Below are 17,312 nucleotides of genomic sequence, written 5' to 3'. Positions count from 1 at the left end.
CGTGGAATCACTCGCCCGGGGGACGTGCCGCGGACCGCTGTCCGCCGGTGGCGCCGCTCCGGCCGGAAGCCGGACCGGTCTGCACGACGACCAGTTGCTCGCCGCTCAGGTTCAGGGATTCCAGTCCCCGCGCCGTCACCCGGTAGGTGTTTTCAATACCGGCGATCCCTATCCCGGGAATGATGTATTTGGGTTCGAAGGCGAAGGTCATCCCTTCACGAAGCATCGTCTTCTGCCCCCGGGCGATGAAAGGAAACTCATCCACCTCCAGGCCGAGCCCGTGGGCCAGGAAGGAGACCCGCGACGCGTCTTCGCTCCCCATGAAATACTGCGAAAGCGGTCGGGACGCGGCCCATTCCAGTGCTTCCCGGTACAGTTCTCCTGTGACGGCGCCGGGCCGGGCTGCTTCCCGCAGCCATGCGTGGAGTTCCAGAGACAGGCGGTGGGCGTCCGCGAGTTCCGCGGGTGGGGCTTCCAAGGCGAAGTTGCGTGTCTGGTCATTAAGGTAGCCGTGGTGGTTCACCATGGTGTCCACGCTCACCAGATCGCCCCGTCCGATCACCCGGGTTCCCGAACCCTGGCCGAGCGCGGGACTGACGCCGGGGCCGCCGGTGGGGGAGTCGGCATAGGACGATGTTGCGGCTTCGGGGCCGGAGAGAATGTGCCCGAAATAAATTTCCAGATTGAAGGTCCGCACCCGTGAAAAGCCCAAGTGCCCCGCCTTTCGGGCGACCGCCTCCAGTTCGATGCACAGTTCCAGTTCACTGACGCCTTCCCGCAGGAACTCCGGAACGGCTCGAGCCACCGCGTCGGAAATCACGGCCGCCCGGCGCATCATTTCGATTTCCCAGTCCGATTTGATCATCCGCACCTGCCGCAGCAGCGTCCCCACGTCTACGATCCGATCCTTGGGGAAGACCTTTTCGTCGTAGAAAAAGAACGTGGAAGCCGGAAGCACATCCAGTTCCATGCCGAGGGTTCGGGGCGGCCGGCTGCCGCAGGCCCGGTCCAGGTGATCCGGCAGCTCCTTGATGCTCGTAAGAGGCACCACTGGGCGGATGGGCGACTGCTCTTCGGCTCTCCGGACGTCGCGTCGAACCAGGAAACACGGGGAACCCGATGCGGGAACGATCAGGTGGGCGTCTTGGACGGTGCCCGTCAGGTAGTAGAGATCCGTGTTCTGGCGTATCACGGCCGCATCGATTCGATGCTGTACCAGGGCCGCCTGAAAGGCCACCAGCCGATTCGCGATTTCTTCCTTGGGCACCTGAAACATCTTTTGCCTCCTTTTAGTGAACGGCCGGGGCAATCCCGCCGGCTCCCGGGTTCGCTTCAGCCCTTAGAGGCTGCCTGAGAATACCCTTCACCCTTCTGAGGATTGAGTGTCCGTTTCTTCGCGTAGGGGCGGTTCGCGAACGGCGCTTAAGGAGCGCCGTATGCCCTGTAGGGGCGCAGCTGCGCTGCGCCCCTACTTGCCGGCGATTCCGATCGCGGCCAAGCCCGCTCCTACACGAACAAGGAACCTCAGGACCCGACTTTCATGAACTTGTTTTTTGGTCAAGCCCTTACTTCGTGCTCCGGAGATCTTCCAGGCGGCGTCATGCGGTCCTCCGTTCCAAAACCAGTTCCAGCGTTCGGAAATCAATGTCGGCGAGCGCCGGCACGGTCAGGTGCGCCTCACGAAGGGTTTCCACGGGATGAGAATGACCGACCGCGATCACCGAGAGGCCGGCGTCTCGGGCCGCCCGAATACCTTCCGGCGTGTCCTCGATGACCGCGCAGGCTTCGGGCCTGAGGTCGGGTCGGCGGTTGTGGCTCTTGAGTCTGCAGACCGCCAGAAGATAGGTCTGCGGATCGGGCTTGCTCCTTTCCACATCGTCGGCGGTGACGATGACGGGGAAGGCGTCGTGCAATCCCAGGGCGTCCAGCATCGAGGCGATTTCCTGCCGGGTCGAACCGGAAGCGATGGCGAGGGGGATCTTCTCGCCTAGAAGGCTTCGAATCAACGGATGCACGCCGGGAAAGGCCTTGACCCCGGCCGAGACGATGGTCTGGAAGGCCTTTTGCTTTGCCGCAATGAGGGCGCGAAGGGTGGGTGGGTCCAGGTCTCTTCCCGCATCGCGAAATATCTCCCGGAGGGCGTCCCGATCGTCGTAGCCGATGTAACGGTCCACGTAGGTTGCGTAAGAATGGCCCAGGCCGAGGGGTGCAAGCACTTCCTGGAAGGCCCGGTAGTGGTACGGTTCCGAATCGACGAGGACACCGTCGAAGTCGAAGATCACCGCATCGGGAAGTCTCGGGGCGCAGGCCAAGGGAGCACATCCTCCAATGGATTTCTATCGGCGTTGGGGGGCGTTCGCTCTTCCGGGTACCGAAAAAGATAATAGCGAAATGGTTCGTTTTTGGAAATGATCCGTTTGGGAGCCGGCGAAGCCGTTTCCATTTCGAGGCGGAGTCACGGGGTTGGTTTGAGGGGGAACGGGGCTGTTTTTGCTGAGGTTTTCATTTTTTGATGTTTATCCGGTCCTTGCAGGCCGATGTCATTTCATGGAGGACGCCGACGGTGACGGCGCGGGTGATCGCGGTGGACGCCGGTTTCTTTTTGAGGTACAGACAAAAAATGGAAAGTTGCCTGAAGAGGCCGGGCGGTGGCTCCGGCAGCGGCGTGGACCCGAACACTTTCTGATGAGGATCCTGCCTTTGCTTAGGACGACGCGGTCCAAGCTCATTGTCAGCTTTCTCGGCGTTTCGTTCCTGGTGGGAGCGGTTTCCCTGGTTGTCGGGGGCCATCTTCTTTATCGAACCTTCATGGGAGAAGCGACCAACCGGGTGCGTCAGGACTTGAACGCCGCCCGCCACATGTACGAAGACCGCTGCAGGCGCGTCGAGCTGGCTCTTGCTGTCACGACATTGGGGCGCGGTTTCCGCGAGGCGCTGCAGCCCGAGCGGAGCCGGGAGTTGACGGAGCGACTGGCGCGGGTGGCCGAATGGGCGGGTCTGGATTTCGCGGGAGTCGCCGACACCAGGGGCCGGGCGATGGTCCGTCTCAGCGGAGAGAGTGTTCCGGAGGATGCGGTGCGCTGTGCTCCGAATCCCCTGGCGGAGTTGAGCTTGAAAACGAACCGAGGGGTATCCGGAACTTTGGTTCTTTCCGAGGCGTGGCTCCGTTGCGAGGATCCGGTTCTGGCGGAAAGGGCCCGCATCCAGCTGGTTCCGACGCCTCCTGCCGGATCCGGAGAAGATACGATCCTGACGTCGGGGATGGTACTGGCCGGTGCCGTTCCGATCCGGGAAGAGGGTGCCGTCATCGGAGTCCTTTACGGGGGCGTGCTGCTCAACCGCAGCACCGAGATCGTGGATACCGTCCGGAACACCGTCTTTAAGAACGAACGCTATCGGGGCCGGGAGATCGGCACGGCCACGATCTTCTTCAAGGATATTCGGATTGCCACCAACGTACTCTTAGAGAACGGTGCCCGCGCGCTGGGAACCCGCGTGTCCTCGGAAGTGGCGGAGCGGGTTCTGGGTAAGGATCTGAATTGGGCCGACCGGGCGTTCGTGGTGAACGACTGGTACCTCACGGCTTATGAACCCATCGAAGACGTCTTTGGAGAGCGGGTCGGGATGTTGTACGTGGGCGTCCTGGAACAGCCTTACGCCGACGTCCGCCGGAAAGCCCTCACCGTTTTCACCGTGTTGAGCCTTCTCGGCATCACGTTGGCCGTCGGGCTGGGCTGGTTCCTGGAGAAAAAGATCATGCGGCCCATTCACCTCCTCACCGATGCCGCCGATGCAGTCTCCCGCGGAAATCTCTCACCCGACCTCGGGTCCATTTCAGAAAGTGAAGTGGGGGTTCTGCAGAAGACGTTTGAAAGCATGCTGGCATCGATCAGGGAGCGTGAAAGCCGGCAGCGCGAAGAAAGCGCCTCCATGCTGGCCCTGGCTCAACGCCAGGCCAGCGTCGGGCGCCTTGCGGCCGGAGTGGCCCATGAAATCAACAACCCGCTCACAGGAGTTCTTGCCTTCTCGCATATGCTGCTGGACCGGCATGACCTGGATGAAGAGGCGCGCGAGAGTCTTCAGATGATTGCCGAAGCCACGGAACGCGTGCGCCGGATCGTCCGCGGCCTGCTGGATTTTTCTCGCCGGACGGATATCGATCCGGAGGAGACGGCCATCGAAGGGCTGGTAAGGTCGACGCTCACCCTGGTCGAAAACCAAGCCTTGGTAAAAGGGGTGGAGCTGCAGGTGGAGGCGGCGGCGGACCTGCCGCTGGTGACCGTGGACCCCGGCCAGATCCGCAGCGTTCTGGTGAACCTCGTCATCAATGCTCTGGACGCCACGGATCCCGGGGGACGGATCCGGGTGAGCGTGCGGAGCGTTCCGGCGGCGTCGGAAGGGGAAGGGCGCGGGAGCGGGGTCGAAATCGCCGTTTCGGATACGGGTGTGGGCATCGCTCCGGAAAATATCGAGAAGATATTCGATCCCTTCTATACGACCAAGGAAATCGGGAAGGGCACCGGCTTGGGTCTCTCGGTCAGCTACGGCATCGTGGCCCGTCATGGCGGGAAGATCACCGTGGAAAGCGAGGTGGGCCGCGGGAGCACCTTCAAGGTATGGCTTCCGGCCCACCGGCGGGAAGAGGCGTGACCGGCCGGTCCGGGAAAGGGTCCACTGCTTCTTCAAGGCGACGCGCCCGATGGTGTTTCAAGGGCTCTTGACCCGGCTGCGCCGCCGGGAAGGCTTTGGTCAAAGCCGGTGACCGGAAGGTTCGGCCTCCGGTGGCCTCGAGGAGTCAGGCAAATGGCGTCCTATCAGGTCATTGCGGATTTCACCCTTTCTGAAGGTAAGCTTCTGCGGGTGCTGGAACCTTCCCGCATGGATCGCATCGTGGTCGTCTTTCTGGCAAAAGCGGCCGGGGTCAAGCTGAAGGCGGATGACATTTATTCGGGAAAGCTGTACACGACGCCGTTTGGCACCATTTCGGTGGAGTCGGACGGGCTCGTCCTGGATGCCAATCCATTTAACGCCCGGGAAGGAAAGGCACTCATCGGGCGACTTGCCCGGTTCGCGCGGATTGCAGCCATGCCCGAATACGCCGAGCGGGTAAAGCTCGTTCTTTCGGAGAAATTCGAAATCTTGAACGAAATCAGGGGAGAAAAGGCGCTTCTGATGCTTCTCGTGCTCCGTGGGAGCGACGGTGAGGTCTTCGGGGTGGCCGTGAGGACCGACGGCCTGAAGGCGCTTGCCATCAAGGGAAAAAGCCCGGACAACGAATTCGTGGTCGGCCTTTACGATTGCTTGCGAAAGGCGGGCCTTGCCGATGGGCTGTCATTTGCCAAACGTTCCTCACCCGCCTGAACCGAGCCCGCGCCGCCTGCGCACCGGGCCGACCGCCGCGAAATACCCATGTCCACGGGACACAAGCCCGGCCGCTACGTGGTTCTGTGCGTGGCGGACACCGGGGAGGGTATGGACGCCGAGACCCTTTCGCGGATCTTCGAACCGTTCTTCACCACCAAGGAAACCGGCCCAGGCGCCGGCCGGAGCCCCTGCTTCCCGCCCCCGGATCTGAAAACGGGGCGCACCCCGACGTACAGAAAAATCTGAAGATTTTCAGCAAATACGACGACATCTTGGCAAGGAGCTTGCCCGAAAATAGTTTTAGGGCCCTTTGGTAGGGGCCGGCTTGCCGGCGATCAAGGTCAACGGGGCATTGCCTGTTTTACGTGTCGCGGGCAAGCCGGCTCCTACCGATAACGGAACACCGGGCCGGTCGCCGGGGTTTGTTCATCGCGGCGAGGGCGCTCCTCCTACAGGAACAAGTAACCGCAGGGCCCGACTTTCGTGAGCTTGTTTATGGTCAGGCTCCTAGATTTCTACACCCGAACTTCAAGAAAAGGCCATCATGATGAGGCCGTCATCGGCGGAACGGGCCGGGTGATCCGCAGGGGGAAAAACGTGACGAGAGGTGCCGGGGGGGTGCCATGGAAAAGGGTTTTGCTGAGGCAAGGCGCACGGAACAGATCCTTATTGTGGACGACGAGGCGGGGATTCGCAACCTGCTCCGTGAGCTGCTCCAAAAACACGGATACCGTTGCCGGACGGCCGCGGATGCACGGGAAGCCCGGGCGATCCTGGAGGCCGAACCCTTCGAGTTGGTGATTTCGGACGTCAACATGCCGGGTGAATCCGGCTTGAGCCTCGTGCGCCACGTGTTTGAAAACTGTCCCGATACGGCGGCCGTGATGGTGTCGGTCATGGACGACCCCCAGGTGGCGCGGGAAGCTTTTGGGCTGGGGATTTACGGATACGTGGTGAAGCCGTTCGACCTGGAATGCGTACTCATTGTGGTGGAAAACGCCCTGCGCCGGCGGCGCCTCGAGATCGAAAACCGCCTGCACCGCGAGACGCTCGAAAAGCTGGTGGCCGAACGGACGAAACAGCTTCAGGTGAGCTGCGAGCGTTACCGGGAACTGGTGGAGACGCTTCCCGGGGTCGTCTACACGGGGGCCACAGACTGGGCCATCGTATTCGTGGACGAAAAGGTTCGGGACCTTACCGGCTACAGCGCCCGGGAGTTCCTTTCCGGGGAAGTACGGTGGCCGGACATCATCCTGCCGGAAGATCTTCCCGGGGCCAAGAAAGCGTTTCGGGATGCGCTGACGGGTTGTCTTCAGTTCGTCCGGGAATATCGGATCCGAACCCGCTCCGGAGATGCGGCCTGGATCCAGGATCGGGGGAAAATCGTCTGCCGGGAGGAGGGCAAGGTCGACCATGTGAGCGGGTTCCTTTTCGACATCACCGAGAGAAAGAGGACCGCTGACGCCATTGTTCAAGCCAAAGAAGAATGGGAAAATACCTTCGACGCGGTACCGGACCTCATCGCCATCCTGGACGCCGACCATCGCATTGTCCGGATGAACCGAAGCATGAGCAAACGGCTGGGGGTGACGCTGGAAGAAGCCGTCGGAAGGCACTGCCACGAACTGGTTCACGGTCTTTCCGAACCCATCCTGGGCTGTCCCCACGGGCGGATGCTCAACTCGGGGGAGGAATATTCGGCGGAAATCTACGACGAACGGCTGAAAGGCTGGTTCCACGTGAGTTGCTCGCCGCTCCACGCACCCGACGGCCGGATGATCGGCGGTGTTCACGTGGCGCGGGAGGTGACCGCCCTCAAGGAAACGGCGAGAGCGCTTCGCCGCGCCCACGCCGAGCTCTCCCAACTCATCGAGGCCATTTCCTCGGTCTTGATCACTCTGGATTCGAAGAACCGCATCGTCAGGTGGAATTCGCACGCGGAACGCGTATTTGGATTCACGGCGGACCAGGTCCGGGGAAAGCGCCTGGAAGATTGCGATCTGCGCTGGCAATGGGGAAGGGTCTGCGACATCCTGGCTCGGTGCCGCGACAGCCGAGCCCCGCAGCGGTTGGAAGAAGTGCGGTTCACCAGACCCAACGGCAAACAGGGGTTTCTCGGCATGGTGTTTACGCCCATTCCCCGGGAGGGGGAGGAAGGTTCCTACGTGCTGATCATGGCCGCCGATATCACTCACCGAAAAATCATGGAAAGCCAACTGGCGCAGGCTCAAAAGCTGGAGGCCATCGGACAGCTGGCGGCCGGGATCGCCCACGAAATCAACACGCCGACTCAGTACGTGGGAGACAACACGCGATTTCTCAAAGACGCCTTTGACGAGATCCTGAGCATCGTCCGGGGTTACGGGGCTCTCCTGGAACGGGTCAAGTCCGAACAGCCGGATCACCCCGATGTCCGGGCCATCGAGGAACTCATCCAAGAAGTGGACCTGGATTACCTGATGGAGGAGATCCCGCGGGCCATCGAGCAGAGCCTGGACGGTGTCGGCCGGGTGGCGAAGATCGTGCTGGCCATGAAGGAGTTTTCTCATCCGGGAGTGGAAGAAAAGGTGGCGGTGGACATCAACAAGGCCATCGAAAACACGGTGACCGTGGCGCACAACGAATGGAAATACGTGGCGGAATTGGTGACCGATTTCGATCGCGGGATGCCGAACGTTCCGTGCCTTCCCGGCGAACTCAACCAGGTTTTTCTCAACATCATCGTGAACGCCGCTCAGGCCATCGCGGAAAAAACGGGAGACCGGCCGGAGGCCAAGGGAACCATCACCATCCGCACCCGAAAAAACGGGGGCAACTGCGAAATCGCCGTCACGGACACCGGGGGCGGCATTCCGGAAGAAATTCAATCCAGAGTTTTCGATCCGTTTTTTACGACCAAGGAAGTGGGCAAGGGAACCGGCCAAGGCCTGGCCATTTCCCATGACGTCGTCGTCAACAAGCATGGGGGTACCATCACCTTCGAATCGGAACCCGGCGTGGGGACCACGTTCCTGATCCAGCTTCCCTTGGACGATTCCAATGCTGAGAAAGGATGATTCCATGGTGAAGACCGTGCTTTTCGTAGACGACGAACCCAAGGTTCTGGAAGGACTCCACCGCATGCTCCGGAGCATGCGGCGCGAGTGGCGCATGGGGTTCGTGACCAGCGCAATGGAAGCCCTCAAGGTTCTGGACAAGGAAGCCGTGGACGTGGTGGTCACCGACATGCGAATGCCCGGCATGAACGGGGTGGAGTTCCTCACTCAGGTCATGAAACGGCATCCGGACATCGTGCGGATCATCCTGTCCGGGCATTCGGACCGGGAAATGATCATGAAGTCGGTTCCGGTGGCTCACCAGTACCTGGCGAAACCCTGTGACGCCGAGGTGCTCAAGTCCTGCGTCGCCCGAGCCTGCGCGCTCCGGGAACTCCTCGCCGATCCCCTGCTCAAGAAAGTCGTCTCCAGGATGGGCTGTCTGCCCAGTCTTCCCTCCCTGTATGCGGAAATCACGGAAGAACTGCGTTCGCCGGACGCTTCCATACAGCGCGTGGGGGAAATCATCTCCAAGGACGTGGCCATGACGGCCAAAATCCTTCAGCTGGTGAATTCGGCGTTTTTCGGGCTTCGAAGGCGCGTGGCGAACCCGGCTCAGGCCGTGAACTTCCTCGGACTGGAAACCATCAAGAGCCTGGTGTTCGCGGTGCAGATCTTTTCCCAGTTCGAAGGGCGGAAATTGCACGGTTTTTCTCTGGAAGCGCTCTGGGACCACAGCATGACCGTGGCCGCCTTCGCCCGCATGATCGCCAGGGAAGAAGAGGCGGAGCCGATGGTCATCGAGGCGGCGTTCATGGCCGGACTCCTCCACGATCTGGGAAAGCTGGTGTGGGTGATCAATTTCGGAGAAGCCTACATGTCGGTTCTTGCCGAAGCTCAGCAGCGCAGGATCCCGGTGCAGATGATCGAAAGGGAGCACTTCGGGACAAGCCACGGGGAAGTGGGCGCCTATCTCATGGGGCTCTGGGGGCTTCCCGACAATATGGTGGAAGCGATCGCCTATCATCATTCGCCGGGTACTTTGCCGTCTCCAGGCTTTTCGGCCCTCACCGCGGTCCATGCCGCAGACATCCTGACCCACGATCTGCAGAAGAACTCCCCGGTGTTTATCCAGCAGGAAGTGGATTCCGATTATGTTGAAGCGGCGGGCGTAGCCGACCGATTGCCTCATTGGCGGAAGCTCTGCGAAAACTCCATGGCCGGGGAAGAGCTATGAAGGACAGGGTGCTTTTCGTCGATGACGAATCCAACGTGCTCGAGGCGTTCAAGCGGCAGTTTCGGAAACTGTTCGACATGGAGGTGGCCCCGAGCGGCAAGGAAGGGCTGCAAAGAATCGCGGGCGGGAACGGGTTCGCCGTGATCGTTTCCGATTTCAAAATGCCGGTCATGGACGGGGTACAGTTTCTTTCGCGGGCTAAGGAGATCGCTCCCGAGAGCGTCCGGATCATGCTGACGGGATACGCCGACGTGAAGACGGCCATCGAGGCGGTGAATTCCGGCCACATCTTCCGGTTCCTCACCAAGCCCTGCCCGCCCGAACTGCTGGCCCAGGCCATCGCAGCGGGTGTCAAGCAGTATCGGCTGATCCACGCGGAAAAGGAACTGCTGGAGCAAACCCTCAAGGGAGCCGTCAAGGTGCTCACCGAAGTGCTGGCTCTCACCAACCAGGAGGCCTTCGGGCGTTCCACGCGTGTCACCCGGTACGTCAAAAAGATCGCCGCCCGGCTCAAGAGTTCCAACACTTGGAAGCTGGAAACCGCCGCCATGCTTTCACAGATCGGCTGCATCACGCTTCCGGAAGAAATTTTGCAAAAATTTTGCCGAGGAGAAGCGCTGAGTGTGGACGAAGAGGCGGTCTATCGGATGCATCCGGCGGTGGCCGCCGATCTCCTGGAGAAGATTCCCCGCATGAGCGAAGTGGCCGAGATCGTCGCCTGTCAGGAAAACCGCTTCGACGGAGCGGGGAAGGCCCCGGTGCCCCGAAAAGGCGAAGAGATCCCCCTGGGAGCCCGCATCCTCAAGGTGGCCCTCGACTTCGACATCCTGGAGACCGCGGGGCGGTCACAGAGGGACGCGCTGCAGGAAATCAAGGGACGCAACGGGGTGTACGACCCCGCCGTTGTGGCGGCGCTCGAAGACGTGATCCGCATGGACAGCGGCTATGCTCGGAGATCCTGCAAGCTCACGGAGCTCAAGGAAAACATGATCTTCGCCGCCGATGTTCGGGCCATGGACGGAAGACTGCTCATTACTTCGGGAAACGTGGCCACCCGGCCGCTGCTGCAGCGCCTCAACAACTTTTCCCAGACCATGAAAATCCGGCAACCGGTCGAGGTGCTCGTGCCCGTGGGGGACTGGGTGTTCTGATGGATCGGGCCTTCCGTTCCGGTCCGGTTCAAGGGGAGGAGAACATGTCGGCGACGGTCCTGTTCGTGGACGATGAACCCAAGATAACCGATGCCCTGAAACGGATTCTTCGAAGGGAACCGTACCGAGTCCTGTGTGCCAACTCGGCGAAGGAAGCGCTCAATATCCTGGGCGGCCGGGAAGTGGACGTGGTGGTTTCCGACGAAAAGATGCCCGGCATGTCCGGTTCGGACTTCCTGGCCCTTGTGGCGGAAGCTTACCCGGAAACCATCCGCATCGTGCTTACCGGGCAGGCCAGCCTGGAGGCGGCCATCCGCGCCATCAACGAAGGCGGTATCTACCGGTTCCTGACCAAACCCATCAGTGAATCGAACCTGACGGCCACCATTCGTCAGGCACTGGAACATCGGAGCCTGGTGAAGAAGGTCGCCGAAATCCGTAAAAAAGAACACAGCCGGGCGGCGGCGCTGAAAGCCCTGGAGCGATCCTATCCCGGGATCACCGAGCTCAGGGAAGACGCCTCGGGAACCATCATCATCGATGACGTGTTTTAGGCCGCTGTCCGCTCATGGGCCGCCTTCTTCGCCCGTCCAAACGGTTCCGGTTCATGGCCCTCCACGCAACCGGTTTGAGATCCCGGCCGCTCTGTCCGATTGTTGTCTTCGAACGCCTGGATATGGCAGGAGTCCCGGGCGGAGCACACTCGCCGAATCGCGCGGAATCAACGCCAAACATCACAGGGGGACGACATGGCCTTTTTTGACTGGAAAGACGACTACAGTGTGGGTATCAAAAAACTCGACGACCAGCACCGGAACCTGGTGCGGTTGCTGAACGATCTCTACGATGCCATGCACAGCGGCAAGGGAAAAGAGGTCCTCGGCAAAGTCCTGAACGAACTGGTGGCCTACACCAAGACGCACTTCGCTTCGGAAGAGGCCCTCATGAAGATGTACGACTATCCCGGTTACGCGGATCACAGGCAAAAGCACGAAAAGATGACCCAGCATGTATACGCGCTGGTCGAGAAGTTCGAAGCCGGCGAGATCACAAGCCCCATCCAGATCAGCAATTTCCTCAAAGACTGGCTGAGCAAACACATCCTTCAGACGGACAAGGCCTACGGTCCGTACCTCACCGGTAAGGGAGCGGTGTGAAAGCCCGGTGGGCCTGAGGGCAAGGGCTTTGGGCTGGGACGCGCACGCACCACCCCGCCCTTGGCCGGACCGCCGGCCAAGTGTGTTCGGGCAGGCGCCGCTGCGCGTGCCAAAATATAATGCTTGACGGCACATCCCGGGCGGCATGGGGATTTGGGTGGCTGGTATCCATTGGTGCCCCCGGCAGGACTCGAACCTGCGGCACCAGGATTAGGAATCCTGTGCTCTATCCTCCTGAGCTACGGGGGCGTTAGGGCTTGGAACAATGGCCGTCCTTAGCACAGGGGGGGAGCCGTGTCAATCGCTTGAACAAAGCGGGAAAAACAGGCTATAAGAGGCGGCAGGGCGATGGCCTGATCTTCGGAGACCACCGACGGGGGGGACGTGATGCGCGGAAACACTTCACGCCTGGGCGCGTTCCTTCGGGACGCGCTGAACCGCCATCCGGCCTTCAGCGCCAATCCGCTGGGGGACTGGAAGGAGCTGGCGGGGGATCAAGTGGCCCGCCATTGCCGGCCCAAATCGCTGAAAGAAGGGCTTCTCGTTCTCGTCGCCTCGGACGCCGTTTGGAAACACCACATGGAACTCCACAAGGAAATCCTTCGCGAAAAGATCAACGCTGGTCGGGAAAAGCCGCTGGTGGAAAAGATCGTGATTCGAATCGGCGAAGTTCCGGAGGAAGAGGCGGCCATCAATCCCGGCCACCAGCTGCTGGACCGTCTGAAAGCGAAAAAACAGCGGACTCGCAGACAGCAGGCCAAGCTCCGCCCCCTCACCGCTGAAGAGGAAGCGCTGCTGGCGGCGATCCCCGACAAGGAACTTCGAAAGATCGGATCCAGGCTGCTCCGCCGTACCACTCCCCCGGAAATCCCCCAGGAGCTTGACCGAGGATAGGTTTCAGAGCCCTTGGGTAGGAGCCGGCCTGCCGGCGCGATGTCCATCGCGGCCAAGGCCGCTCCTATCAGGAGCAAGAAACCTCATCGGGGACCGACGTTCCCCCTTGTTCCCAAGCTCCAGATGGGAACACAACTGCCCCTTCTTCCCAAGCTCCAGCATCCCCTCCCCCTTGTTCCCAAGCTCCAGCTTGGGAACACAACTGTGCAGAAGCTCCAGCTTCGATTCCCATGAGGCCGTTCCCACGCCAGAGCTTGCGAACGAGGGGAAAAGGGGTCCGGATCGCTGTCTTATCCTTGTCGGAGAGTCTCCAAGGCGTCAGCTTTCTTCGCTTTGGCTTTCCGTGTCCCCGAAGGCGGGAGGTTTTTCGGTGCGTTCTTCCAGCCGTGAGAGGTGTTCGAGGATGCTTGCGGCCAGCGGGCGGGGGATGCCGGGCACGGCGGCCAGCGCGTCCACGTCCGCCTGCTGAATCGCTTCCACGCTGCCGAAGTGAAGGAGAAGCAGCCGGCGGCGCTTGGGGCCGATGCCCGGCACGGCGTCCAGGGTGGAGGCCACCAGGTCGCGGCGGTGGCGTTTCTGGTAGAAGGTGACGGCGTGGCGGTGGGCTTCGTCCCGCAGGCGCTGCAGCAGGTGGAGGACTTCCGGCCTGGCGGTCAAAAAGATCGGGTTCCGGCGGCCCGGAAGATAGACCTTTTCATAGAAGCCGCGGCCTTCTCCGCCCAGATCTTTTTCCCGTTCCTTGGCGAAGGCGATGAGTGGCAGGCCGGTTTCCAGGCCGCGTTCCACGAACAGTCGCCGAATGCGGTTGAGCTGGCTTTTCCCGCCGTCCACCACGAAGAGATCCAGCCGGCTGACCTGATCCCTTTCCTCTTCGAGGAAACGCTCCACGATTTCGGCCATCATGTTCGGGTCGTCCGGTGTGGCCTTTCTCTTCACCGTGTAGCGCCGATAGTCCAGGGGGTGGGGCCGGCCGTCCACGAAGATCACCACCGATCCCACGGCGTGGCGTCCCTGGATGTTGGAGACATCGACACAGGCCATGCGATGCGGTTTTCGCGGAAGCCCGAAGAGATCGCAGCACTGGGACAGAATCCGCTCGGTCTTTTCCGAATCATTCCTTTCGCTCTTCAAGAATTCCTTGGCGTTTCGATGAGCGAGTTCCAGGAGCGATTTGCCGGTTCCTCTTCGAACCGGCCGGACGGGCACTCGGCGGCCGCGTTGATCGCGCAGCCACTCTTCCAGGACGTCGCGGTGCGCCACCGGTTGGGGAACCAGGATTTCGTCGGGAATGAGGTGTTCCTTCGAATAGAATTGTTGGATGAACCCGGAGAGGATCTCGGGGGTGTCCCCCGGCAGGTCCCCCAGCCGGTAGCGCCGCTGACCGACCAGGGCGCCGTGCCGTACGAAGAGTACCACCACGGCGGTTTCGCCCGCCTCGCGAAAGATGCCGATGGCGTCCTGATTGTTGAAGCGGTCGGAGATGATGTGCTGCCGTTCGAGCACCTCTTCGATGGCCCGGAGCCGGTCGCGGCAGAGGGCCGCTTCTTCGAAGCGAAGGGACGCGGCGGCGGATTCCATCCGTTCTTTGAGCTGTGCCTGAAGTCGGTCGGCTTTGCCTTGAAGGAAAAGGATCACCTCATCGACGATCCGGCGGTAGTCTTCCTTGTCGGCCTTCCCGGCGCAGACCCCCAGGCACAGGCCCATGGAATAGTTGAGGCACGGGCGTTGGCGCGGCGGAGGCTTCTTGCCTTTGCACTGTCTGAGGGGGAAGGCGCGGTTCAAGATTTTGAGTGTTTCGCGGAGGGAGTGGGCGCTGTGGTAGGGACCGAAGTACAGGGCACCGTCCCGTTCGAAGCGGCGAACCACCGTGAGGCGCGGGTATTCTTCCCGGGGGTCGATCCTCAGGGCGGGGTAATTCTTGTCGTCTCGAAGCACCACGTTGTAGCGGGGCCGGTGGCGCTTGATGAGGCTCGATTCCAGAAGGAGCGCTTCCTTTTCGGTGGCTGTTACCATGTATTCCAGGTGACCGGCGCGGGCCACCAGAGCGCGGGTTTTCACGGTGGCGCCCTGTCCGGATCGGAAGTAGCTGTTCACCCGGTTCTTGAGGTCGACCGCCTTCCCCACGTAAAGCACTTCGCCGTCCGTCGCCTTGAAGATGTACACGCCGGGCTGATGGGGAAGCCTGGCGGCTTCCTCGATCAGACCGGGATCCACCGGGTTGTCTGCGATCACAGGTTTCGGAGGCATCGGTTTGTTCACCGTCGTGTTGGCGTTTCCTGCGCATGATAACCGAGGAGGGCCGGCGGGGGCAAACCGCAGGGATCAGGGGCGCCGTTAAGTGGTTCCTTGGGAGTGAGCCGACGTGGGGGCCGGTGGAGAATAAGCGCTAAGTTATTTTGTAAGCATTCACGGGTTGCATTTATGCCGCTGGGTTCTTTTTAAAGATGAACGTCGAACATCGAACATTGAACATCGAACGTTGAACATCGAATGAAAAACCGGGTTGCATTTATGCCGCTGGGTTCTTTTTAAAGATGAACATCGAACATTGAACGTCCAACATCGAATGAAAAACCGGGGCGCATTTATGCCATTGGGTTGTTTTTAAAGATGAACGTCGAACATCGAACATTGAACGTCCAACATCGAATGAAAAACCGGGTTCCATTTATGCCACTGGGTTGTTTCCCCTCGTTCCCAAGCTCTGGCTTGGGAACGGCCTCACCGAAGCTGGAGCTTCTGCACAGTTGTGTTCCCAAGCTGGAGCTTGGGAACAAGAAGCAAGTTCCTTTTTTCCCATTAACCATTCACCCTTCACCATTCGATGTTCAATGTTCAATGTTCAATGTTCAATGTTCAATGTTCGATGTTCAATGTTCAATGTTCGATGTTCAATGTTCAATGTTCGATGTTCGATGTTCAATGTTCGATGTTCAATTTTCCAGTCGATACCGGGCAAAAACAACTTAGCGCTTATGTATTGGTGGAGGCGGCCGGGCGGGGCGATGCCATTATTCATGAGACAGGTTGGTCCGGGATGGATTAAAGTATGGATTAAAGTCATGGGGACCTTGAGACGGAGGAGGGTTTTTCCCGATGTTTGAGATCGAGGCGAAGACCGGGGAGGCTTCCGGATCTTTGGTGGTTCAAGGGCGTGGACAAGCCGCCGTAAGCGGCGGGGCGGGAAGGATCGAAGCCTTTGCCGGCCGCTGGTCCGTTCCCGCGGAACCGCTCCGGCGGGTGGCGGAAGTCTATCCCTTTCGAACGAGCGCTCACTTCGAGCGCCTGATGCAGCGGCCGGGCGATCCCATCTGGATGCAGGTGGTTCCGGATCCCCGGGAATTGCAGGACGCGGGCGGCTTTCGAGATCCCCTCGGCGAAGAAGAACGTTCGCCCGTTCCCAACCTGGTTCACCGCTATCCGGACCGCGTTTTGTGGATCGTATGCAACCGATGCGCCGTTCATTGCCGCTTCTGCACCCGAAAGCGGCGCTGGACCGATTCGGTGCCTGCGGACGCGTCGCTTCAGGCGGCCGGGCTGGATTACATCAAGAAGCACCCGGAAATCCGGGATGTGCTGCTTTCCGGGGGCGATCCACTCATGCTTCATCCTTCCACTCTGGAAGAGTATCTCCGAGCACTGCGTGCCATCCGTCACGTGGCGATCGTGAGGATCGGCACCCGGGTGCCCTCGGCGGATCCCGATCGAATCACCCCGGAACTCGCCCGTATGCTGGCCTTGTACCATCCCCTCTACGTGAACATCCACTTCAATCATCCCCGGGAAATCAATTCCCGTTCGGCCCTGGCCTGTTCACGCCTGGCGGACGCGGGCATCCCGCTCGGAAGCCAGACGGTGCTGCTTCAGTCCGTAAACGATTCGGCGGAAGTGCTCCGGGAGCTTTTCGTGGGCCTGCTGCGCCTACGCGTCCGCCCGTACTACCTGTTCCAGATGGACCTGATGGAAAGCACGGCCCACTTTCGAACACCGCTCCACCGGGGCCTCGCCATCGTCCAGTCTCTCAGAAACCGCATCTCAGGGTTGGCGATCCCTCAGTTTGTGGTGGACCTTCCCGGGGGGCACGGCAAAGTGCCGCTGCTTCCCAACGCCATTCACCGTGTGAAGCAGGATCGGGTGGTCTTCCGGGATTTCACGGGAAAGAACCGGGAATACCCGCTCATGCCCGGTGAAGAAGACGAACTGAAGCGATTCCTTTCGGCCGAATGAAAACGTTGACGTTCGTCGGCCGGAAGAACCGGACCGACGGCATCCGCATGCCGCAGAACCCGTCGGGATTCATGGAACGCTTTCTTCTCCGGCGGACTCCGGGACGTCTTGCCACGCGGGGCGAAGCTGGAGCTTCTGCACAGTTGTGTTCCCAAGCTGGAGCTTGGGAACAAGGTGGATACTTGGCGGTAATAACGGCGTATATTCCGGACGAAGATCAATGGTCTAGAGACTTCAGAGCGAGGAT

13 protein-coding genes and 1 tRNA gene are annotated in these 17,312 nt (G+C 60.6%); 10 read left to right on the top strand and 4 right to left on the bottom strand.

What is annotated here, in order from left to right:
* Positions 1-7: 7 nt before the first annotated feature.
* Positions 8-1,276, bottom strand: a complete 1,269-nt coding sequence (locus FDQ92_RS04420) for a M24 family metallopeptidase (RefSeq protein ID WP_137423457.1) — start codon at positions 1,274-1,276, stop codon at positions 8-10.
* 322 nt (positions 1,277-1,598) lie between these two features.
* Positions 1,599-2,312: an HAD family hydrolase gene (locus FDQ92_RS04415; RefSeq protein WP_137423456.1), complete on the bottom strand. Its 714-nt coding sequence runs from the start codon at positions 2,310-2,312 to the stop codon at positions 1,599-1,601.
* 388 nt (positions 2,313-2,700) lie between these two features.
* Here FDQ92_RS04415 and FDQ92_RS04410 point away from each other — a divergent pair, with 388 nt between their 5' ends.
* The 8 genes from FDQ92_RS04410 to FDQ92_RS04375 all read left to right on the top strand — a co-directional run bounded on the left by FDQ92_RS04410 (position 2,701) and on the right by FDQ92_RS04375 (position 11,944).
* Positions 2,701-4,650: a sensor histidine kinase gene (locus FDQ92_RS04410; RefSeq protein WP_211341366.1), complete on the top strand. Its 1,950-nt coding sequence runs from the start codon at positions 2,701-2,703 to the stop codon at positions 4,648-4,650.
* A 153-nt stretch (positions 4,651-4,803) separates the two neighbouring features.
* The gene (locus FDQ92_RS04405; RefSeq protein WP_137423455.1) at positions 4,804-5,361 is read left to right on the top strand and encodes a hypothetical protein; all 558 of its coding nucleotides are present in this window, start codon (positions 4,804-4,806) and stop codon (positions 5,359-5,361) included.
* Between the two features lie 48 nt (positions 5,362-5,409).
* Positions 5,410-5,610, top strand: coding sequence for an ATP-binding protein (locus FDQ92_RS16405; protein ID WP_137423454.1), 201 nt, complete (start codon positions 5,410-5,412; stop codon positions 5,608-5,610).
* 377 nt (positions 5,611-5,987) lie between these two features.
* A complete protein-coding gene (locus FDQ92_RS04395) occupies positions 5,988-8,420 on the top strand; it encodes a hybrid sensor histidine kinase/response regulator (RefSeq protein ID WP_137423453.1) in 2,433 nt (810 codons plus the stop codon).
* Positions 8,421-8,424: 4 nt separating this feature from the next.
* Entirely contained in the window at positions 8,425-9,636 is a 1,212-nt protein-coding gene (locus FDQ92_RS04390) for a response regulator (RefSeq protein ID WP_170180184.1), read from the top strand.
* On the top strand, positions 9,633-10,787 hold the full coding sequence (locus FDQ92_RS04385; RefSeq protein WP_137423451.1) for an HD domain-containing phosphohydrolase: 1,155 nt from the start codon (positions 9,633-9,635) through the stop codon (positions 10,785-10,787). The genes FDQ92_RS04390 and FDQ92_RS04385 overlap by 4 nt, the downstream gene beginning before the upstream one ends.
* A gap of 44 nt (positions 10,788-10,831) precedes the next feature.
* Positions 10,832-11,341, top strand: coding sequence for a response regulator (locus FDQ92_RS04380; RefSeq protein WP_170180183.1), 510 nt, complete (start codon positions 10,832-10,834; stop codon positions 11,339-11,341).
* A 195-nt stretch (positions 11,342-11,536) separates the two neighbouring features.
* Entirely contained in the window at positions 11,537-11,944 is a 408-nt protein-coding gene (locus FDQ92_RS04375) for a bacteriohemerythrin (protein WP_137423449.1), read from the top strand.
* 172 nt (positions 11,945-12,116) lie between these two features.
* Here the strand turns inward: FDQ92_RS04375 and FDQ92_RS04370 are convergent.
* Positions 12,117-12,193, bottom strand: a tRNA-Arg gene (locus FDQ92_RS04370).
* A 138-nt stretch (positions 12,194-12,331) separates the two neighbouring features.
* Here FDQ92_RS04370 and FDQ92_RS04365 point away from each other — a divergent pair.
* Positions 12,332-12,838 (top strand): DciA family protein, encoded by a 507-nt coding sequence (locus FDQ92_RS04365; RefSeq protein WP_137423448.1) that lies wholly within the window; start codon positions 12,332-12,334, stop codon positions 12,836-12,838.
* 318 nt (positions 12,839-13,156) lie between these two features.
* Here the strand turns inward: FDQ92_RS04365 and uvrC are convergent, their stop codons facing one another.
* Complete coding sequence (uvrC, locus tag FDQ92_RS04360; RefSeq protein ID WP_137423447.1) at positions 13,157-15,085, bottom strand: excinuclease ABC subunit UvrC; 1,929 nt, start codon at positions 15,083-15,085, stop codon at positions 13,157-13,159.
* Positions 15,086-15,934: 849 nt separating this feature from the next.
* Between uvrC and FDQ92_RS04350 the strand changes: the two genes are divergently transcribed.
* A complete protein-coding gene (locus tag FDQ92_RS04350; protein ID WP_137423446.1) occupies positions 15,935-17,065 on the top strand; it encodes a KamA family radical SAM protein in 1,131 nt (376 codons plus the stop codon).
* Positions 17,066-17,312: the final 247 nt, after the last annotated feature.

Source organism: Desulfoglaeba alkanexedens ALDC (assembly GCF_005377625.1).
GTDB lineage: Bacteria > Desulfobacterota > Syntrophobacteria > Syntrophobacterales > DSM-9756 > Desulfoglaeba > Desulfoglaeba alkanexedens.
The sequence above is the reverse complement of the archived record's forward strand: the minus strand, read 5'-3'. Positions and strand labels throughout refer to the sequence as shown.